Source organism: Streptomyces sp. NBC_00091, assembly GCF_026343185.1.
Classification (GTDB): Bacteria; Actinomycetota; Actinomycetes; order Streptomycetales; family Streptomycetaceae; genus Streptomyces.
The window spans coordinates 1,172,346-1,192,894 of the sequence record NZ_JAPEMA010000001.1 but is presented as its reverse complement, the minus strand read 5'-3'; the positions used below and the strand labels follow the sequence as shown (position 1 = coordinate 1,192,894).

At 69.4% G+C, this 20,549-nt stretch carries 14 protein-coding genes and 1 tRNA gene; 8 read left to right on the top strand and 7 right to left on the bottom strand.

Translation table 11 applies throughout. The features are described from left to right. Positions 1-44 precede the first annotated feature (44 nt). Positions 45-509, bottom strand: a complete 465-nt coding sequence (locus OOK34_RS05020; RefSeq protein WP_267032648.1) for an ATP-binding protein — start codon at positions 507-509, stop codon at positions 45-47. A 123-nt stretch (positions 510-632) separates the two neighbouring features. Between OOK34_RS05020 and OOK34_RS05015 the strand changes: the two genes are divergently transcribed. Then, on the top strand, positions 633-1,487 hold the full coding sequence (locus OOK34_RS05015) for a helix-turn-helix transcriptional regulator (RefSeq protein ID WP_267032647.1): 855 nt from the start codon (positions 633-635) through the stop codon (positions 1,485-1,487). Beyond that, positions 1,484-1,696 (top strand): DUF397 domain-containing protein, encoded by a 213-nt coding sequence (locus OOK34_RS05010; protein ID WP_267032646.1) that lies wholly within the window; start codon positions 1,484-1,486, stop codon positions 1,694-1,696. The genes OOK34_RS05015 and OOK34_RS05010 overlap by 4 nt, the downstream gene beginning before the upstream one ends. 70 nt (positions 1,697-1,766) lie before the next feature. Here OOK34_RS05010 and OOK34_RS05005 read toward each other — a convergent pair whose 3' ends face one another. The 5 genes from OOK34_RS05005 to OOK34_RS04985 form a co-directional block, all read right to left on the bottom strand. Then, positions 1,767-7,190 (bottom strand): DNA methyltransferase, encoded by a 5,424-nt coding sequence (locus OOK34_RS05005; protein WP_267032645.1) that lies wholly within the window; start codon positions 7,188-7,190, stop codon positions 1,767-1,769. A gap of 175 nt (positions 7,191-7,365) precedes the next feature. Then, the gene (locus OOK34_RS05000) at positions 7,366-10,479 is read right to left on the bottom strand and encodes a DEAD/DEAH box helicase (protein ID WP_267032644.1); all 3,114 of its coding nucleotides are present in this window, start codon (positions 10,477-10,479) and stop codon (positions 7,366-7,368) included. Positions 10,480-10,662: 183 nt separating this feature from the next. Then, on the bottom strand, positions 10,663-12,006 hold the full coding sequence (locus OOK34_RS04995) for a serine/threonine-protein kinase (RefSeq protein ID WP_267032643.1): 1,344 nt from the start codon (positions 12,004-12,006) through the stop codon (positions 10,663-10,665). Positions 12,007-12,150: 144 nt separating this feature from the next. Further along, positions 12,151-12,645 carry a hypothetical protein gene (locus tag OOK34_RS04990; protein ID WP_267032642.1) on the bottom strand — a complete coding sequence of 165 codons (495 nt, stop codon included), beginning with the start codon at positions 12,643-12,645 and terminating at the stop codon, positions 12,151-12,153. Beyond that, on the bottom strand, positions 12,645-12,986 hold the full coding sequence (locus OOK34_RS04985) for a hypothetical protein (protein ID WP_323183396.1): 342 nt from the start codon (positions 12,984-12,986) through the stop codon (positions 12,645-12,647). Before OOK34_RS04985 ends, OOK34_RS04990 begins: the two co-directional genes overlap by 1 nt. A 369-nt stretch (positions 12,987-13,355) precedes the next feature. On the opposite strand from OOK34_RS04985, the gene OOK34_RS04980 reads away from it, so the two are divergent. Continuing rightward, a complete protein-coding gene (locus OOK34_RS04980; protein ID WP_267032640.1) occupies positions 13,356-14,183 on the top strand; it encodes a hypothetical protein in 828 nt (275 codons plus the stop codon). Positions 14,184-14,769: 586 nt separating this feature from the next. On the opposite strand, the gene OOK34_RS04975 is transcribed toward OOK34_RS04980, so the two are convergent. Then, a tRNA-Arg gene (locus OOK34_RS04975) sits at positions 14,770-14,841 on the bottom strand. Positions 14,842-14,947: 106 nt separating this feature from the next. On the opposite strand from OOK34_RS04975, the gene OOK34_RS04970 reads away from it, so the two are divergent. The 5 genes from OOK34_RS04970 to thrC all read left to right on the top strand — a co-directional run bounded on the left by OOK34_RS04970 (position 14,948) and on the right by thrC (position 20,398). Next, positions 14,948-15,415 carry a response regulator gene (locus OOK34_RS04970; protein WP_267032639.1) on the top strand — a complete coding sequence of 156 codons (468 nt, stop codon included), beginning with the start codon at positions 14,948-14,950 and terminating at the stop codon, positions 15,413-15,415. Between the two features lie 80 nt (positions 15,416-15,495). Then, entirely contained in the window at positions 15,496-16,428 is a 933-nt protein-coding gene (gene nrtL, locus OOK34_RS04965; RefSeq protein WP_267032638.1) for an ArgS-related anticodon-binding protein NrtL, read from the top strand. Positions 16,429-16,447: 19 nt separating this feature from the next. Beyond that, positions 16,448-17,839: a diaminopimelate decarboxylase gene (gene lysA / locus OOK34_RS04960; protein WP_267032637.1), complete on the top strand. Its 1,392-nt coding sequence runs from the start codon at positions 16,448-16,450 to the stop codon at positions 17,837-17,839. A 177-nt stretch (positions 17,840-18,016) separates the two neighbouring features. Next, positions 18,017-19,321 carry a homoserine dehydrogenase gene (locus OOK34_RS04955; protein WP_267032636.1) on the top strand — a complete coding sequence of 435 codons (1,305 nt, stop codon included), beginning with the start codon at positions 18,017-18,019 and terminating at the stop codon, positions 19,319-19,321. Positions 19,322-19,327: 6 nt separating this feature from the next. After that, positions 19,328-20,398, top strand: a complete 1,071-nt coding sequence (thrC, locus tag OOK34_RS04950; RefSeq protein WP_267032635.1) for a threonine synthase — start codon at positions 19,328-19,330, stop codon at positions 20,396-20,398. Positions 20,399-20,549 lie beyond the last annotated feature (151 nt).

Here is a 20,549-nt window from a genome sequence, read left to right as displayed (position 1 = left end):
TGACACCGCGGCCGGTTTCGGCCGGAACCGGCTGATGGGAGGGGTTACGGCAGCTCGTACTCCGCCCAGACGGTCTTCCCCGGCCCACCGTCGGCACGGGGGCTCCAGGCCCAGCGGGCAGCGAGGGCGGCGATGAGGGGGAGGCCGTGGCCGGACTCGGGGAGCGGGGCGGTGGGGGTGGCCGGGGTCCGGGTCGTGGGCAGGCGTTCGGTGCGGGTGTCGGTGACCTCGATACGGAGGGTGGTGGGGGTGCCGGCCAGCAGGAGACGGAAGTCCCGGCCGGGTACGTGGCCGTGGCGGACGGCGTTGGCGCACAGCTCGGCGACGATCAGCGTGACGTCGTGGTGGGTGGCCGAGTCGTACGGGTGCCCCCACGCGTCCAGGCGAACGGCAGCGAGACGCCGGGCGAGGCGGGCGCCGCGTGGGGTGGAGCTGAAACGCATGCTGAAGTGATGGGTGGGGTTGCTGAGTTGGGTGAGGGTGGCCGGGGCGTCGGGTTGTTCCATCATGCGGACAACCCTTCCGGCGGTGGCGTAGCGTGACCAGCCGTGACGCACTGACGCGGGCTGCTTGTACGCGGTGATGCGTGACCTGTACGTGGGCCAGTGCGTGTCGGACGGGTGGTGGGGCCGGTGGAAGAAGGTCTTGGGCCGGAGGGCGGGCCGGAGGACCAGCGTCCGGAGGATGATCCCGGGTCGGGGGTCGTCACGGCGTTCGGGCAGCTGTTGAAGCTGGTACGGGTGGCGGCGGGGATGGAGCGGGCCGAACTCGGGGCGCGGCTCGGGTACTCGGCCTCGACCATCGCCTCGTACGAGCAGGGGCGACGCATTCCGCAGCCGGATTTCATCGACCGGGCGGATGAGGTGCTGGGCGCCGGGGGTGTGTTGAAAACCCTGAAGGAGGAGATGGCTCGGGCGCAGTATCCGGCGTTCTTCCGGGACGCGGCGGGGTTCGAGGCGAAGGCCGTAGCCCTTCGGGTGTATGCCGCGATCGCGGTGCCAGGGTTGCTTCAGACGGAGGAGTACGCGCGGGCGGTCTTTCGGATGCAGCGTCCGTTGCTGGACGATGACGTCATCGAGCAGCGTCTGGCGGCCCGCCTGGCCCGGCAGGCGATCTACGATCGTCGGCCGGTGCCGCTCCTGAGCTTCGTGATCGAGGAGTTTGTTCTCCGCAGGCCGATCGGTGGGCGGGAGACCATGATCGGGCAACTGGAGCAGATCCTGCTGCTGGGCCAGAAGCGCAATGTGGAGGTCCAGGTGATGCCGGTGGACAGGGAGGACCATGCAGGACTCGGTGGTCCGTTCAACCTGATCGACACGGCGAAGGGCCAGCGCATCGGGTACACCGAAGTACAGGACGACAGTCGCCTGTACACCGGGCGAGCAAAGATCCACGAGCTCGAATCCCGCTATGGCATCCTGCGGTCACAGGCGCTCACCCCGCGTGAGTCGTCGGTGTTCATCGAGAAACTGCTGGGAGAGAGATGACTGTTCAGAGCAGCGGATCAGCGGTGCCGGAGTCGGCCTGGTTCAAGAGCAGTTACAGCGGTGGTGGCGGCGGCGAGTGCGTGGAGGTCGCGACCACTTGCGACTCCGTGCACGTCCGGGACTCGAAGGACCTCGCGGGCCCGATCGTCAGGGTGTCGCCGGAGGCGTGGACGGGCCTGGTAGCCCTCGCCGCCACTCGCCTGGTCTGACCGGTCCTCTTCGCCCGGAGCCCTGCCGCCTGTGTCAGCGCGGCAGGGCTCCGAGCATCCTCAGCCCGTCCTACTGCTGGGCTGAGCCAGGTGCCTCGGCGTCCCCGGGCTCCCAGCCGGCCGCCCGCAGCCGCCGCGTAAACTCTGCGTGTGCGGCCCGCATCTCCTCCACGCGGTTCGCCCGGTAGAGCGGCCCTTCATACCCGTCGGGCACGGTCGCTTCGAGCGGGAAGTTCTCGTGCGAGCTGAGCTGCTTCCAGGCGTCCTTGGGCTGGCCGTAACCGTGTTGCTGATGCGCTTTGGCGATCCGCCGCCCGGTCGCGTCGAACCACATGTTCTCCTCGTACTGCTGGAGCACGGGGAACCGGGCTCGGTACATGGCAACGAGCTCGTCTGCGCTGATCCCGAGCCACACCGCCACGAGCGCGTCGATCTCCACGAGCGCGGCGCGCCGCTCGAAATCAGTACGGAGGGGTGTGCCCCAAGACCAAGTGGGAGAGCTGGTAGCGGCGATCGGGGCCAAAGCCGAAGGCCAGATCAAGCTGGCAGCCCAGCTTTCGGCCCCCCAGCTGCGGTCGAAGATTTCGTTCCAGAGGTCACTGTATGCCGCGGTTTGGCAGTTTAGTCGCAGGGTGCGGAGCAAGAGAGCGGACGACAAGGGGTGGTTAGGGGTTGGGCCAGGCATGACGCTTGCGTCGGAGATGTCAAGGTGGCCCCTCCCTGAAATTCTGAGGGCATAGTCGAGCGGGAGAGAGGCGAAGAACCCTGCCATCAGTGCAGTCTCTGTATTCGTACCCAGGGCGGAGCTGCGCACCGCATGGATGTGAGCGGCACCCGGCGGGATCATGCTGACGAAGAGGCTCCTCTCGGTATTCGAAGAGATCATCTCACGCCAAGCCGCACGGTAAAACTCGGAGTAGGGGCGCATGCTTGCTGCCCGGAGCAAAGAAAGGGCAGCCTGGGTGCGTTCAGCGGCGCCCATTTCCTGATCGTTCGCATCTACGTCGAGTTTTGCTGCTGCGATTGCGGCGGGATCTCTCCGGAGTTGCGCGAAACGCCCATAATCGAGCCAGCGATCTTGCTTGGCGACAATAGTCTTCCGGTCGGTTGATGGGCGGTAGTTTGTGCGTGGGATCTCATCCTCGGTCAAGCCGTTCGGATCCCAGGCCTCTACCTGAAGAGAAGTTCGGGCACCCTCGATGGGACGCTTGGCGAACGGCGTGGCGATGCCGAAGAAGGGCCCTTGAAGGATCACGTCGTTCCAGCTCTGGGCTGGTCCGGAGTCCCATGTGAAGTAGCCCGCAGTTCGGTCTGTCTTTTCGTTGAAGCCGGAACTGATTCGCGGCTTGAGTCCGCCAAGTCGGTGTGACCAATCAGCCAGCGCGGAGATTGCAGATTCCTCTGAAATAGTCACTGGGAAGAGTAGTTTCGTCTCCTCGATGGGCGGCGGCTCCTCGTCGCCAGCCAACTCCTGCCAGTCCGCGAGGGTCGCACGGTCCACAGTGACGACCCGGTTCTTGTGTGGCCGCCGGTCCCAGGTGCTGTTGTGCTTGATGCCTGGTGTGTCACCCGCCCCGTCATGGCGCAGGGAACCGGAAAGCACCAAAGGGTGAACGAGCCAGCTGAGGTGCTGGAACCGGATCTCTTGTTCTCTCCCGTAGATATTCACGCTGAAGTGAGTGCTGTGATCGACCGGCCTGGCGAACAGGTACAGCTCATTCACGAAGTCCGCGTGCAGGCGAAGGTGCTTGTAGGTTGCCTGACGCAGCGGTCCTTCCTTCGTGCCGGTCAGGTGCGTTGAGGGGTGAATCAATCCCGCGACACCTGGTTCGCCAGTCGCCTTCCACGAAAGCAACATGAAAGCCCGGTACATGTCTGGTCGCGTTCCAACCAGCTCTGGGTAGGCGTCAGGCGAGGCCAAGAACTCGGACACGCCTGCGACGGCCTCAAGTTCGCTGAGATAGAACGATCGATGCTCAGGTACTTCCATGAGCCGCTGAATGTGCTCGCTACGTGTGGCATCAGCGGGCATCTCACCCAGCACGAACCACGGCTCAAGCTCCGCGAGGACACCGCTCTCGTCCCACTCCTGCCGAACCCACGGCGGGTTACCCACCATCAGGTCGAAGCCGCCCTCCGCGAAGACGTGCGCGAGGTCCAGCTCCCAGTGGAAGAAGCCGCGCTCCTTCGCGATGCGGACGGCCGTCCCGTGCCACGGGAAGAGGTCCCCGACATTCGAGAATTCCACCCAGGCCGACAGCTCGATCATCTTCTCGTCGAGGGTCTTCTCCACGAGGTCGAGATCCTTGAGGTCCTTGACCTCCGGGATCACGAACAGTGTGCTCGCGCCCTCGCCCGAGTCGACGTCCACGCTCCCGACGAGGGCCTCGGCGAACTCGATCCAGTCGTCCAGCGACCTCAGGGCCACTTTCCGGTCTTGGCCGCCGCCCTTCTTGATCTTCTTGAGGTCCCGGTCGCCGAGGAAGTAATCCGGCGCGGACCCGTCCAGCAGCGACACCTCCTCCAGCGGCCAGAACCACAGCGCGCACCACGCATCCATGACCTGCTTGAGCCGCCAGTAGGGGCTGCCCTCCACCCGCAGCGCCTGCCGGACCGCGTCCCGGTCCATGACCGGACCGGACTGCTCCGCGCTACCCTGCGCAGCTCCCCACACCGGGATCCCGCGCGAGATCTCCTGCTCGGACAGCTTCAGCCGCAGCTGAACCAGGTCCCACAGGTACTCCACCCGCTCCGCGAGCGCCCGCAGCCGGCTGGTCTGGTAGCGGCCGGTCCCCGCATCGTCTTCCTCCGGGGCTGCAGCCACCGCCTTCGCGGGCTTCGAGGCCTTCGAAGGGGCCTCCGCCTCCACGGAATCGAAGCCGGGCTGGTCCCAGATCGGCAGGCCCAGGTCGAAGGCCCCCTGGCCGGAGCGCTCCTCCGCCGCGATCGTCTTCGCCTTCGTCGTCGGAGCCTTCTCCGCGCCCTTCTTCGGCGCGCCCTTCGGCGAGCGCCGGATGCCCGAGCGCCACTTCTTCATCGCCTCGATGAGCTCCGGCTCCAGCCAGTCCGCGACCGCGCCCGCCACCACACTCTGGCCGGTGCTCTTGCGCACCGACACCGACTCGCCGACCGACCCCCACCCCAGCGCCGGTACCAGGAACTGGTGCACGGACCGCCCCGGCAGCTTCTCCGTCAGCGGTACCACCCTCGGCGCCTCCTGATCCGAGGCCTTCAGCCAGCCGCCCTTGCTCAGCGTCTGCCCGGGGTAGATCTTCCGCGCGGCCCCGATCAGCGAGTTGCCCCGGTGCAGGTGAAGCCCGTACCAAGGCGCCCGCATCCCCGGGTACATGGTGTTGAGCCACAGAGAGATCTCCGCCAGCTCCACCGCCGTCTTGTTGAGGTCGACCCCGTACGCGTTGTGCAGGGCAATGTACGCCTTCACCTTCTGCAGCTCGCGCGGGTAATCCTCCGGGTCGATCTGCTCGCCCTGCTCGTGCTGCGCCAGCTTCAGGTACAGCTCCGAAAGCTGGTTGACGGCCTCGTTGAGGAACGCCCCCGACCCCAGGGCCGGTTCGCACACCCGCCAGCGCAGTACCTCCGCCGCCGTGACCGCCAGCTTCGGCGACTTCTCCGGCTCGCGGGGATCGATCTCCCCGTCGTCGTCCAGCCGGAACCGCAGCGTCTGCTCGACCGTCGCCTGGGTCAGGGACTCCGGCGTGTAGTACGAGGCGCTGGTCTGCCGGTCGCGTCCGGCGAGCCGGTAGACGTACGACCCGACCGGGTAGATGACCGAAGCCGGCTCACCCGTCTCTGGGTCGATGCCCTCCTTGACGAAGACGCTGTCGCCCGCCGTGTCCGCGTACAGCCCCGACCGCACCTGACTGGCCGTGATCAGCCAGGAGCCGCCCTCCGGGTTCCCGCCCTTGGCGACCTCGTACAGCGCCTCCGTGGCGATGAAACCGGTGTACGACATCAGTCCCTCGTACACCGCGCCCAGGTGGTTGATGCTGAGGTTGGCGTAGCTGATGAAGCCGCCCCGGCTCTTGCCGCGTCCCTCCACGAGGGTGAGGTGGCGCAGGACTTGGTGCAGCACCTTGTTGCGCAGCCGGAGGTCCAGCGGCCGGGCGGGGGCCGGGGAGCCGTCCGGACGCTCACCGTACGGGTAGGCGATCTTCTTGCCGACGAGGTGTATCGACTCGGGGTCGAAGAGCCGGGAGCGCAGGGCCTCGATGCGGACGCCCTCGTAGCCGTCGTCCTCGGCGAGCGCCGGCGCCTCCTCGCGTACGGTGTCCCGGCTGGTGACCGTGTCGGCCACGGGGTGGCCGGTGAACACCTTCTCGAAGAGCAGGGCCAGTGACTCGTGGAAGTGGTGACCGTGCCGGGAGCCGCTGCCCAGCTTCTCCTGGACCACGAGCTCCCGCAGCCGGGCCACGCTGTAGCCGGTCGCGTACTCCTCGCTCTTCACCGGCAGGATGCTGAGCTCGGGCCGCGCCTCCGCGTACAGCAGGAACAGGATCCGGTACAGGTAGCGCAGCGACTCCTCGGTGAGGAGCCTCGGCAGGTCGCCGGGCTCCTTGAGGACCTCCGGCAGCCACTCCGGGAGGTCCTCCGGGTGGACGCCGTGCTCGGCGCGGGCGAGCTCCAGGACCTCGTTCGCGATCAGCTGGACGGACTTCTGCAGGCCCACCCTCAGTTCGGCGGTCACCCCCACCGAGTGGTCCCGGGACTCCGCCACCAGCTTTGCGATCTCGTCGTCCGAGCCGTCGTCGCCGGGGCGCAGCGAGGACGCGGCGAAGATCGCCGCGATCAGGTCGATCTCGTTCGCCTTCGCGCCCTTGGCGGCCTTGCGGGGCAGGGCCGTGTCCAGGTTCACGGCGAGGTAGCGGCCCCGGGAGAACGCCTCGCGGTCGGCCAGGATGATGATGCCGCCGAAGAGCAGGAGGGCGTAGCGCGGAGCGTTCTCGCCGTTCAGCAGCCAGGAGGCCAGCTCGCGGACCGTGGTCAGCGTCTTGGACGCGGACACCCGGACGGGCGCGGGCAGCCGGTTGGCGTGACCGTCACCCCGGGTGGCGTCCAGGTCCTCGGCGAAGCCGCCGGCCAGGACCACGATGCCCGGCTCGTGGTGGGCCACCGGCGCGGCGACCTGGCCGGTCGGAGTGCGGACCGTGAAGTGACCGGGCGCGGGTACGAAGCCGAGGGCCTCCAGCACCCGCGTGTGCCAGCCGGCCAGGGCTGCCCGCCACTCGCCTTCGAGGGAGTTGTCGGATTCCCCGGGTGTGGGAGGAGCCGGGGAAGGCTGAAAGGCCGGAGCCTCAGCCTCCGGACCGAGGGCCTTCAGTACGGCCGCTGCCGCTTCCTGGGCGGCGACGGCGCGCGCGTACGGCAGGGGGTTGTACTTCTCCGCGTCGGCTCCGAGGACTGCCCGTACGTCCATGTACGGGCGGGTCAGGTCGCGCAGACTCTGCCGGGGCGTGGCCTGCCCCTGGCGCTCCATCGCGGCCCACTCCTTCAGCGGGCCGGCTGCGAGCTGCTTGGGCAGGATGTCGTCCAGGTAGAACGAGGGGAAGTACTCGCTCTCGTTGATCAGGGAGTCGAACGTCACGCCTGCTGCTCCTGCTCGCTGTTCCTGCTGCGGCTGTTCATGTACGCGTAGGGGTGGCCCTGGTGGGTCATGCTCCGGGCTCCAGCACGGCCAGTACCCGGATCATCGGGTCGCCGGAGGTCCGCAGCCGGGCGGCGGCCGTCGCCAGCCGGTCGGCTGCCTCGTCGCGGGCGGTGCGGCCGCCGTCGAAGCCGGGCAGTGAGGTCTGCCGCCAGATGCTGACGCGCTCCTCGTAGGCGCGCAGTGGGGCGTCCACTTCCTTGTCGGCGACCGCGGCCAGCTTCTTGAGCTCACGCCGGGTCTCGGACACGGCCTGGGGGACCAACTGCTGGAGCGGGGCCAGGTCCCCGGCCGTGTAGTGGTCGGCCATGCCGGGGCCGATGCCGAAGTCCGCGAGGAGAGCCGGGGTGAGCTCGCGCACCCGGGGCTCGGGGCTGTCGAGCCGGTCGATCGCCAGCCAGGCCACCACGGTCGGGCGGCCCTCCGCGTTGGACCACACGCCCTGGGTGAGGACCACCGGGACGGGGGCGGCCTCGGGGGAGACCTGGAGGACGCGGGCCTGCTGGCGGCCGAGCTGGACCAGCACCTTGTCGGTGATCCACTCGATGACGGGGTGCAGTTCGCCGACGTAGTGGGCGTCGGGCCACAGGGAGGAGGACCCTGAGTCCTCGCGGGCGCGCTTGAGGGAGTCGGCGGCGTCCTCGCGGCTGAAGGTCAGCTTCATCCGGTGGGTGATGTTCTGGTCCCGCAGATATCCCGGCGGGAGGACGCCGAGGCGGTCGGCGAGGTCCTCGGGGGTGTCGAAACTGAGGTCCGTGCCGGAACTGGCGGTCTTCAGTCGGAAGGACTCCAGCTCGGCGAGCTCGTCCAGCCCGGTGAGCACGAACTCGTGCCGGTTCCGCTCCGCCGACTCGGCGTCGAAGAGGCGAAGTCCGTTCACGGTGGGGATGTCGGAGGAGGAGCGGCCGGCCGCGGGCGCGGGGCCGGGCGCGTCCGAGGCCGACGGGTTGGGCTCGGCCGGGCCGATGTCGTCCAGGTCGAGGTCGAAATCAGCGTCGAAATCGGCGTCGAGGTCGATGTCGAAGCCGGAATCCTCGAAGTCGGTGGGCCCGTCGAAGTCCGGGCCGGTGCCGAACTCGCTCATCGTCTGGCGCTCGATGGGAAGCACGGTGTCCACATCGTCGTGGTCCCCGTTCTCCTCCGGCTCCAACGCGACGGCCACGAGGTCCCGTACGGCTTCCTCCGGGGTGGCCTGGCGGAGCAGGGCCTCCATCACCCGGCGCTCCTCCTTGCCCCAGTCGTTCTCCTTCGTCGCCGCCTCGACGGCGCCCAGCACCTGGTGGACCTTCGCCTCGCGGGCGAGGACCTTCTCCGCGATGGTCCGGTCGTCGAGTGCACCCTCCGTGCCGCTCTTGAGGATCATGGCGCGGAACTCGGGGCTGCGGGTCTGTCCGTACCGGTCGATGCGGCCGTTGCGCTGCTCGACGCGAATCAGGCTCCACGGCAGGTCCCAGTGGACGAGGTGGTGGCACTGCCGGTGCAGGTTGACGCCCTCGGACGCGCCGTCGCCGGTCAGCAGCAGCCGGATGTCGCCGCCGGCCCGCGCGAACTCGTCGACGTAGTCCATCTGCACGGTGTCGGAGACATCGCTGTGCATCACCTTGACGGCAGACTCGGCTGCCTCCCCGCGCCAGCCCAGCAGTGGGGGCAGCACAAGTCCGAGCCAGTCGAGTGTCTCGCGGCGCTCGGAAAAGACCACCGCCCGGGTGGAGCTGCCGGCCTTGACACCAATGCCGCGTAGATGGTCGACGAGGCCCGCGAGCTTGGTCGTCGATCCGAGCCCGTCTGCGGAGGCCCGCTCGATCTCGCGGGCCAGCTCGGTCAGCCGCAGCAGGGAGGCGACCTCGGGTACGGGGGAGTGCGCCTGCGAGCCGGTGAGGGATGGCTCGGCGACCTTCTTGTGGCCCTCGGGCAGGGCGTGGCCCAGCTTGGCGAGCCGCTCGCGGGCAGTGGCAAAGAGGGCGCGGTGTGAGGACAGGAAGGACTTGAGCAGCACGTAGGGGAAGAGGTGGTCGGCGCCCTTGGCGTCCGGGTTCGTCAGCCAGGAGCGGGCCAGCTCGGCGAAGACCTGTTCCTCCAGTTCGCTCGCCTCGCAGTAGACGGGGCGCGACTCGCCACGCGGCGCCCAGGAGCCCTCCAGGGCCTCGGCGACCTCCTCGCTGACCTTGGTACGGCGCAGCATGAGGTGGTGCAGCTCCTCCGCCTTCGGCTGCGCGGGATCCTTGACCGCCATCGGGTCGAGCAGCCGGACCAGCCCGGTGAAGGCGCGCATGTCACCGTTGTGCGGTGTGGCACTGGCCAGGATCAGGGCGTCCGTCTGCTTGGCCAGGAGATCCGCGAGGACACGGCGGTCGCTGCTCCGGCTCATCAGATTGTGCGACTCGTCGATGACGACGGCGTCCCACTCGATGTTCTGCAGCCACGGCCCGTAGCGCTTGGCGTTCTTCAGCGTGTCCATCGAGACGATGACGCGCTTGTAGTACGTGAACGGGTTCCGGCCGACCGGAATCTTGCGCTCGATACGGGAGATGCCCACGCTGTCGAGTCGCACCAGCGGCAGCGAAAAACGCGTCCACATCTCGTGCTGGAACTGCTCCAACACGGGAGCGGGGGTCACGACGAGGATCCGCTCGCCGCGGCCCCGCCGGATCAGCTCACCGAGCAGGATGCCGATCTCCAACGTCTTGCCGAGACCGACGACATCGCCGATCAGCAGCCTGGGGCGCAGCGGGTTCGCGAGTGCCTTCACCGCGGGCCGCAACTGATAGTCCATGCGGTCCAGCAGGAATCCGTCCGTCAGAGCGAGACCGCGCTCGATCTGGGGGAGCGGGGTCTTGCGCAGCACGGCCTCCAGGAAGAGGCGGCTGAGCCGGTACCCCTTCGAGGGGTCGGGTACGAGGGCAGTGTCCTCGGGCCGCAGGACGCGGGGCATCCCGTCGAGCGAGGTGAGGAAGCGCGCCTGGTGTCCGCGGACGAGATCCGAGGCACCGGTGGCCTCGATCAGGAACTCGCCGGGGCGGACCACACTGCTGCTGCGGACCAGCCACTCCTCGTCACGGACCTCGATCACGGTCCCCGCCGGGGGCGGGCCCGAAAGGAGGTCGGGCGCTGCGTCGGGCATGGCGGGCGGTCCTTTCGACGTGCCACGCACACACGACGTACTCGCGTGAGCGTGATTCTGTGCTGGGGCAAGGGCGTCCACGCGGTTGAACACCCGAGGCGGCCATGTGCCAACCCTAGGGGCGGGACGCTCCTGTGGACGGGGGCCTTGTGACCTGATCTCGCCGGTCGGACCCACCGGGGGTCAGAGGCGGCCGCTGTGGGCGTACGCCTTGCGCAGGCGCTCGGCGGCCCTGAGCGCGGCGGGCGGTGCCTCGGGGGCGGGTGTGGGTTTCGGCACCGCCGGAGGCTGCGGGGGAGCGAGCCGGTAGCTGCTGACCGTCGGCTGGTTCGGGACGAACGGCGCCGGCGCGGGGCTCGCCTTCGGGTCGGGCTCGGTGGGCACGTACTCGACGGGGACCGCCGGCGGCGGGGCGGGCACGACGACCGGCTCCTCGGCGTCGCCGAAGAACTGTCTGTAGAAGTCCGGGCCGTCGTCGGCCGAGGGCTCGTCAGGGGCGACCTGGTGGTCGACTGCCTGCTGAGCCGCTTTCTGCGCCTGCGGGTCGGCATGGTCGGCCACGGCTTCCTCGGGCAGCTCCGGGATCAGGCCCGAGCCCGCGACCAGGTCGCGGAGTTCACCGTCTGCCGCTTCGGGGGTCAGCCCGTTGTGCGCCAGTAGCTGGAGCAGGCTCTCCTCGACCGCGTCGAGCGACGGACGCGCGCTCGGCAGCGGGACCAGAATCTTGGCCAGGAGGGGCACGCAAGCCGGAAGCACCCCGTCCCAGCTCGGCTCCGCGGCCGCCGGACCGTACGGGTAGGGAGGCCGCTGCGCGGCGGCGAAGAAGAGGACCGCTCCGAGGGCGTAGATGTCCGCCGGCTCCTTGACGTGCTTGGTGTCGGTCGCCTGCTCCAGCGACATGTAGGAGGGAGTCCCGATGCCGACGCCGGTCTTGGTGAGGGCTCCGTTGCTGTCCCGGTCGGTCAGGACCGCGAGACCGAAGTCGAGCACGACGGGGCCGGCCGGCCCCATGGCGATGTTGCCCGGCTTGAGGTCGCGGTGCAGCAGCTTCACACCGTGGATGGCCCGCAGGGCGTCGACCAGCGCGAGACCGAGCGCCGCATAGGGGCCGAGACCGAGGGGCCCGACGGTGTGGACGAACTTGTGGAGGGTGGGGCCGTGCACGTAGTCCATGGCCAGCCAGGGCCGTTCGGCTTCCGCGTCGGCACCGAGGAAGGCGGGAACCCGGGCGCTGACGACCGTGCGCATCGTTTCGATCTCCTGCGCGAAGCGGGCCCGGGCCTTCTCCTCGGAGTTCTCCGTGCTGTCCCGCAGCATGGACGGCTTGATGACCTTGACGGCCGCGAGGACGGGCTCGGTGTCCTCTTCGGAACCCGTGAGGTGATAGCCGGCCTCGTGCTCGGGGCCGAGGTTGTCCAGGGGGAGTCGGCGGCCCAGGTACGTACGGCCCATCCCGCCCTGTCCGAGCACTGCGAGCAGCCGGAACGGGCCCAGAGCGGTCGGGTCTGTGTCGTTCAGCTTGTTCATCGTGCTTCCATCCCCCACCCGTGGCGAACTCGGGATCACATCGGCGATGCGGACGGGCCCGGAGTGGTCGGATGTACCGGACGGCCGCGTCCGGCCGACAGCGCACACAGCTTGTCGGCAAGTTTACGGCGGCCGTCCGGAAGATCAGCCAGATCGGTCAGATTCGCTCAGGTACGCGCTGATGACCGAGGGGTAGGGGCGCAGGAGCGGCTGGAGCTCGCGCCGCAGGAATCCGGCGTCCGCGTCGGGGAGCGGGAGCGCGGCCCTGCGCATGCGGACGCTCCAGTGGCGGGGGTCGGGGAAGACCTCCAACTGGGAGACCAGATCGGCGAGCACCACGCCCTCGCGGTGGGGGGCCAGGCCGTGAACGCGCAACGTGCAGCCCGATGCGAACCGCCGTTCGCCGAACGAGACGGGCTCGGGAAGGGCCGTCACCTCGGAGGTGACCGTGGCGAGTCCCATCACCCGGCCGCGGTCCTTGGTCGGGCTCCGAAAGCACCCCCGCGTCGTGTAGAGGAGGACTTCGTCACCCTTGCCCGGAACGGAGCCGACGCGCCCTTCGGGAAAGGCCATGCGCTGGTTCTCAAGCACCCAGCCCAGGGGTTCACGGTCGCTGATGATGATCAGGTGTGTCGCCATCAGGCCTGGCCCCGCGCCTGCTCGCGGAGGTCCTGCAGCCGCACTTCGGGCCGCTCCTTGAGGACGTACTTGCCGTAGCCGTTGATCTCGGTGCCGGTCTGAGCCTTGAGCGCCGGGGACGGTTTGGAGAAGGCGCGGCCGTCCTCGATCTCGATCCACCCGTCGGCCGTCACGATCGCCTCGTGGGTCAGGCCCCGGCGGGGCTGGTGGTGGACGAGCACGTCCCCGGCCTTGAGCAGTCCTGCCTCGATGAGTGGGGCCAGATCCCCGGGGCGCCGTTCCGCGGCGGGGGCACTGTCATCGAGGAGGAGGCGCCGAAGAACGTCATTGGGCGTATCCACGAGGGGCTCACCGTGGCTTTGTAGGAAAGCGAACACTTCGTCGTCGACGCTGATGGGGCGCATGGGCATTCGTGCCTCCAGTCAAACTCTGGACTTCGATTCAGGTCGAGTCTGCCAGATTTGAAGTTTTCCTTCAACCTGCTTTGGCCCGATCCGCGGCGATGGAGATCCCGCGCTGCGCTGACGGAGCCGCCGAGGGGGGCGTAGGTCGTCGGCGCGGGCCAGGGCAAGCGCGCCTTGGCGGCCTACCTGCCACGGCGGTTTCCGGCTGGCATGGCTGGCGCAGGTGCTGCGTTGACCTGGAGAGAGGTGGTGGGTGCCATGCGGAGTGCGGTAGGCCGGGTATGAGGTGGCCCCAAGAAGGGGCGCGTGCCGAAGGCGGTGGTCGCCGCGCAGTCCCGCCGGAGGCGCGAGGCGGGGGAGGGTGAGGATGTCAGGGCGCTGGCCGAGGAGATCGGGTCCTCGTTGGTCCGGGCGGTCAGGGAAGCCGCCGCTGATGACTTCGGCCGGGCGAGGAAGGGGCGTGGTCCGGCCCTCATCAGCTGGTACGCCTTCTCGCTCGAATATCTGGAGGCGCGCTGGGTGCAGGTCGCGGCGAAGACCCGGAGCGAGACCAACGATGCTCTGTGCTCGATCACCGAGGCCATGCTCCGAAGGACGCGAGGCCGGCCGGATGACGAGTTGTTGCGGCGGGCGTTGCGAAACTGGGCGTTCGTGGTGCCTCGTCCCGATGTGCGCAAGGCACCCACAGAGGTGCGGTTTGCCCTGGACTGGGTCGCCCGGGCTTCACGCCCCCTGGATGACCTGCTGGACCCAGCCGTGATGCGGGGTGTGCTGCAGGCCCTCCGGCTGAAGAGGGGCGGCACGGTTGCGGCTGCCGAGACGCAGCGGCGCAAGCGGATGACGTTCGTGAACGCGGTGCGGTACGCGATCGAGCTAGGTCAGCTCCGCGCCGATCCACTGGCCAACATCAGCTGGCGCAGCACCGAAACCGTCCAGCAGGTCGATCCCCGGGTGGTCGTCAATCCCCAGCAGGCCCGGAACCTGCTCTGTGCGGTCTCCTACGTCGGTGGTTACGGGCGGGCACGGGGGCGGAGGCTGGTCGGCCTCTTCGCCGGGATGTACTACGGGGGGCTGCGGCCGGCCGAAGCCGTGGCGGTTACCTTGCCGGACTGCGAACTGCCGACGGAAGGGTGAGGCGCCGTGGTCCTTCATGCCACCCGCCCCTCCGTAGGCAAGAAGTGGACCGACAGCGGACGAAATCACGACCTGCGCGGTCTGAAGAGTCGCCCGCCGGGAGGCACGCGTACGGTGCCACTCCCGCACGAACTCCCGCCCCTACGATCTGCGGCACTCGGCCCTGTCCACCTGGCTGAACGCCGGCGTCGATCCCACCCAAGCCGCCGAACGGGCTGGGAGCAGCGTGGAGGTCCTCATGACCCGGTATGCGAAGTGCCTTTATGGGCGCCAGGCCCTCGCGAACAGACGCATCGACGCGCTTCTGGACGAGTGCAACTGAGGGACCGTCATGATTCTCATGGAGAATCAAGCGGTCCGCGTAGACCTTGCGTCCCACGCATCTCCCGCGCGAGCCGGTTTCACGCGGTCGGGCGCGCCCGATCTCGTAGACGCGTCGGGGCAAAAGCGCAGGTCAGGGACGTGTGAGAGGCAAGGTGCTAGAAAGTGCAACGGTCACACCGGCCGCGTGTCTTTTGGCATGAACAAGAAAGCCTCTGACTTGCATTTCTGCAGGTCAGAGGCTTCTTTAGCACTCCTCGCGAAGTGCCCCCGGCAGGATTCGAACCTGCGCACACGGCTCCGGAGGCCGTTGCTCTATCCCCTGAGCTACGGGGGCGTGTCGTTCGCGTTGCGGCGACGGGTTGAACACTACCAGCTTCCGCAGGGTGATCAGGAACCGATTTGAGGGGGAGGGGGAGGTCGGTCGCCCGGAGGGGGTGGAAGTGGCAAAAACCCGGACGCGGGGGCTTAGGGCGACCTACTCTCGACTTGTGCCAGGCGCCTCGGGCCGGGTGCTTGTTGTCGACGACAACAAGGTCATCCGGCAGCTGATCAAGGTCAATCTCGAGCTGGAGGGCTTCGAGGTCGTGACCGCGAGCGATGGTGCCGAGTGTCTGGACGTCGTCCATCGCGTGTGCCCCGATGCGATCACCCTCGACGTGGTCATGCCACGGCTGGACGGGTTCGGGGCCGCCGCGCAGTTGCGGGCCGATCCGCGGACCCGGCACGTGCCCGTGGCCATCGTGAGCGCCTGTACGCAGCACGAGGTCGAGGCGGGGATCGCCGCCGGGGTGGATGCGTTCGTCGCCAAGCCGTTCGAGCCCGCCGAGCTGGTGAGGGTCGTACGGCGCCTCGTCGAGCGGAAGGGCGCCCCCGCCGGCCGGGCCGGGAGGGCCGGCCGAGGGGCCTGAGCGGGGCGGCGCGGGCCGCCCCTGTTCATATGGCGAAACCCGATGCATGGGGAAGGGGCTTCTCCCCTAGGCTGGGTTCCGTGATCCCCGCCGACCTCTCTCGTGCCGTCGTACAAGCCGTACGACGTGCCGTCGAGGGCGGGGAGCTGGCCGGAAACGTGCCGGAGCGGGTGGTCGTCGAGCGGACCCGACCCGGCGGAGTGGGGGAGTACGCCACCCCCGTCGCCCTCCAGGTGGCGAAGAGCGCCCGGCGCGAGCCCCGCGAGGTGGCCCGGGTGCTCGCCGGCCGGCTGCTCGCCGACGAGCCCGGGATCGAGAGCGTGGAGATCACCGGAGCCGGGTTCCTGAACTTCACCCTCGCGCCCACCCCCGCCGCCGGACTCGTACACGACATCCGCGCGCGCGGCCTCCGCTACGGCCACGCCCCCGACGGGGAACCGCGCGAGCGGGTCGTCCGCGGGGCGGTGGAGAGGATCGAAGCGAGCCAGGGCAGGCGAGGGGGCCCGGAGCTCCGGGTCGCGCCCGTCGCCCGGCGGGACGGGGACGTGGTGGCGGCGTACGGGGCGGACGCCGCGGCCTGGGCCATGCTCGCCGTACCCGCCCGCGAGACCCCCTCCTTCACGCCCGGCCTCCTCGTCCAGGACGAGTCCAGCGAGTTCTTCCGCGTGCGGTATGCGTACACACGCGCCCGTGCCCTTGGCAGGAACGCCGCCCGCCTCGGCTTCCGGGGGGAACCGGGGGACAGTCCGGAAGGCCGCGAACTGCTGCGCGCCCTCGCCGAGTACCCCCTCGCCCTCGAAGCCGCCGCGCACCACCAGGCCCCCGAGCGGCTCACCCGGCACCTCGTCGCCGTCGCCGACGCGCTCCTCGACTTCCAGCACCAGGTCCTGCCCCAGGGGGACGAGAAACCCTCGGCCGCCCACCGCGCCCGGCTGGCACTCGCCGAAGCCGCCGGGACGGTGCTGGCAGGCGGCCTCGCCCTCCTCGGCATAGACGCCCCCGACTTCCTGTGACACGCGAAGAGAGATTTTGATGAGCCGTTCCGCGCACCCCGCCGGGCCCCGCCACGCCGACGTCCTGCCCGAGGGCCACTACGCCCCGCCGCCCGCCGACCTGAACGCGCTCGACGAGAAGGTGTGGTCCAGGACCGTCAGGCGCGACGACGAGGGCGTGGCGTGCGTCGGCGGCATCGAAGTGACGCGGCTCGCCGAGGAGTTCGGGACCCCCGCCTACTTCCTCGACGAGGAGGACTTCCGGGCCCGCTGCCGCGCCTGGGCGCACGCCTTCGGCAAGGAAGCGGATGTGTTCTACGCGGGGAAGGCCTTCCTCTCCAAGGCCGTCGTGAAGTGGCTGAAGGAAGAAGGGCTGAACCTCGACGTGTGCTCCGGCGGGGAGCTGGCCACCGCCCTCGCCGCCGAGATGCCCGCCGCGCGGATCGCCTTCCACGGCAACAACAAGTCCGAGGGCGAGATCCGCCGGGCCATCACGGCCGGCGTCGGGCGGATCGTGCTCGACTCCTTCCAGGAGATCGCCCGCGTCGCGCACATCGCCCGCGAGCTGGGCGTACGCCAGCCCGTGCAGATCCGCGTGACGGTGGGCGTCGAGGCGCACACGCACGAGTTCATCGCGACGGCCCACGAGGACCAGAAGTTCGGGATCGCGGTGGCGGACGGGTCCGCCGCCGAGGCCGTACGCCGGGCCCTCGGGCACGACTCCCTCGAGCTGCTCGGCGTCCACTCCCACATCGGCTCCCAGATCTTCGACATGGCCGGCTTCGAGGTGTCCGCCAAGCGGGTGATCCGGCTGCTGGCCGCCGTACGCGACGAGCACGGCGTCGAGCTCCCCGAGATCGACCTCGGCGGCGGCCTCGGCATCGCCTACACCTCCTCCGACGACCCGCGCGAGCCGCACGAGATCGCCAAGGCCCTCACCGAGATCGTGGCGCGGGAGTGCGAGAGCGCCGGCCTCAAGGCGCCCCGGATCTCCGTCGAGCCCGGCCGCGCCATCGTCGGGCCGACGGCCTTCACCCTCTACGAGGTCGGCACCATCAAGCCGCTCGAGGGGCTGCGTACGTACGTCTCCGTCGACGGCGGCATGTCCGACAACATCCGCACCGCCCTCTACGACGCCGAGTACGCAGTCACCCTGGTCTCCCGGGTCTCCGACGCCGAGCCCATGCTCGTCCGCGTCGTCGGCAAGCACTGCGAGAGCGGTGACATCGTCGTGAAGGACGCCTTCCTCCCCGCCGACCTGGCGCCCGGCGACCTCCTCGCCGTGCCCGCCACCGGGGCGTACTGCCGCTCCATGGCCAGCAACTACAACCACGCGCTGCGCCCGCCCGTCGTCGCCGTGCGCGACGGACAGGCGCGGGTGATCGTCCGCCGCGAGACGGAAGAAGATCTCCTGTCCCTCGACCTCGGATGAACCCCATGTTTCTGGGAAAAGCCCCCAGACCCCCAAAATAGGCGTGTAGACGTCTCAGTCCACGTCTCACTCAATGGACCGGAGATGGAATCTTCTGTCCATTGAGTGAGACTGGTTCATACCTGACGCGCAAACCGCGCGCCGGGGAGCGAAGAAAGATCGAAAGGCGTAGGTCGAATGATGCGTACGCGTCCGCTGAAGGTGGCGCTGCTGGGCTGTGGAGTGGTCGGCTCAGAGGTGGCGCGCATCATGACGACGCACGCCGACGATCTGACAGCCAGGATCGGCGCGCCCGTCGAACTCGCCGGCGTGGCTGTGCGCCGTCCCTCCAAGGTGCGCGAGGGCATCGACCCGTCGCTGATCACCACGGACGCGACCGCCCTCCTCAAACGGGGCGACATCGACGTGGCCATCGAGGTCATCGGCGGCATCGAGCCCGCCCGCACCCTGATCACCACCGCCTTCGAGCACGGCATCTCCGTCGTCTCCGCGAACAAGGCGCTGCTCGCCCAGGACGGCGCCGCCCTGCACGCCGCGGCCGAGCAGCACGGGCTGGACCTGTACTACGAGGCCGCCGTGGCCGGCGCCATCCCGCTGGTCCGCCCGATGCGCGAGTCCCTCGCCGGCGACAAGATCAACCGGGTGATGGGCATCGTCAACGGCACGACGAACTTCATCCTCGACAAGATGGACTCGACCGGCGCCGGCTACCAGGAGGCGCTCGACGAGGCCACCGCCCTCGGGTACGCCGAGGCCGACCCCACCGCCGACGTGGAGGGCTACGACGCCGCCGCCAAGGCCGCGATCCTGGCCGGCATCGCCTTCCACACCCGGGTCCGCCTCGACGACGTCTACCGTGAGGGCATGACCGAGGTCAGCGCCGCCGACTTCGCCTCCGCCAAGCGGATGGGCTGCACCATCAAGCTCCTGGCGATCCTGGAGCGCGCCGCGGACGGGCAGTCGGTGACCGCCCGCGTCCACCCGGCGATGATCCCGCTCAGCCACCCGCTCGCCTCCGTCCGCGAGGCGTACAACGCCGTCTTCGTCGAGGCCGAGGCCGCCGGGCGGCTCATGTTCTACGGGCCCGGCGCGGGTGGCTCGCCGACCGCCTCCGCGGTCCTCGGCGACCTCGTCGCCGTCTGCCGCAACAAGCTCGCCGAGGCAACGGGGCCCGGCGAGTCGGCGTACACCCAGCTGCCGGTCAGCCCCATGGGGGATGTCGTCACCCGCTACCACATCAGCCTCGACGTGGCGGACAAGCCGGGTGTCCTGGCCCAGGTGGCGACCACCTTCGCGGAGCACGGCGTGTCGATCGACACGGTACGACAGCAAGGACGTCCGGACGGGGTCGGCAATGAGGCCTCCCTCGTCGTCGTCACCCACCGCGCACCCGACTCCGCCCTTTCCGGGACCGTCGAGGCGCTGCGGAAGCTGGACACCGTGCGCGGCGTGGCCAGCATCATGCGTGTTGAAGGGGAGTAAGGACCCATGAGCAGCAATCGCACCCACCAGTGGCGCGGCATCATCGAGGAGTACCGTGACCGGCTGCCGGTGACGGACGCGACCCCCGTGGTCACGCTCCGCGAGGGCGGCACTCCCCTCGTCCCCGCCCAGGTGCTCTCCGAGCGCACCGGCTGCGAGGTCCACCTCAAGGTCGAGGGTGCCAACCCCACCGGGTCCTTCAAGGACCGCGGCATGACCATGGCCATCAGCAAGGCCAAGGAGGACGGCGCCAAGGCCGTCATCTGTGCCTCCACGGGCAACACCTCGGCCTCCGCCGCCGCATACGCGGTGCGCGCCGGCATGGTGTCCGCCGTCCTCGTGCCCCGCGGCAAGATCGCGCTCGGCAAGATGGGCCAGGCGCTGATCCACGGCGCCAAGATCCTTCAGGTCGACGGCAACTTCGACGACTGCCTGGACCTGGCCCGCGCGCTGTCCGACAACTACCCGGTGGCGCTGGTCAATTCCGTCAACCCGGTGCGCATCGAGGGCCAGAAGACGGCCGCGTTCGAGATCGTCGACGCGCTCGGCGACGCCCCCGACATCCATGTGCTGCCCGTCGGCAACGCCGGCAACATCACCGCGTACTGGAAGGGCTTCAAGGAGTACAAGGTCGATGGCCTGGCCTCCCGTACGCCCCGCGTGTGGGGTTTCCAGGCCTCCGGCTCCGCGCCGATCGTGCGCGGCGAGATCGTCAAGGAGCCGCACACCATCGCCACCGCGATCCGGATCGGCAACCCGGCCTCCTGGGACTACGCCCTCGCGGCCCGTGACGAGTCGGGTGGCTTCATCGACGAGGTGACGGACCGCCAGATCCTGGCCGCCTACCGGCTGTTGGCCGCGCAGGAGGGCGTCTTCGTCGAGCCTGCCTCGGCCGCTTCGGTCGCCGGTCTGCTGAAGGCCGCCGAGGCCGGTCTGGTCGACCCCGGCCAGACGATCGTGTGCACCGTCACCGGCAACGGCCTCAAGGACCCCGACTGGGCCGTCGCCGGGGCTCCGCAGCCGGTCACCGTCCCGGTGGACGCCGAGGCCGCGGCCATCCGTCTCGGCCTGATCTGACCCCGGGCCCCCGGCAACGGGGGCTCCACGCCCCGTTGCCGGATTCCGGAAGCCCCCGGAATCCGGCAACCCGGGCCGTACGGCACCGGAAGCAGCGGTATCCGGGGGAAACCACCGGAAGGCGCCGACACGCATCGTGCGCCTCCTGTGC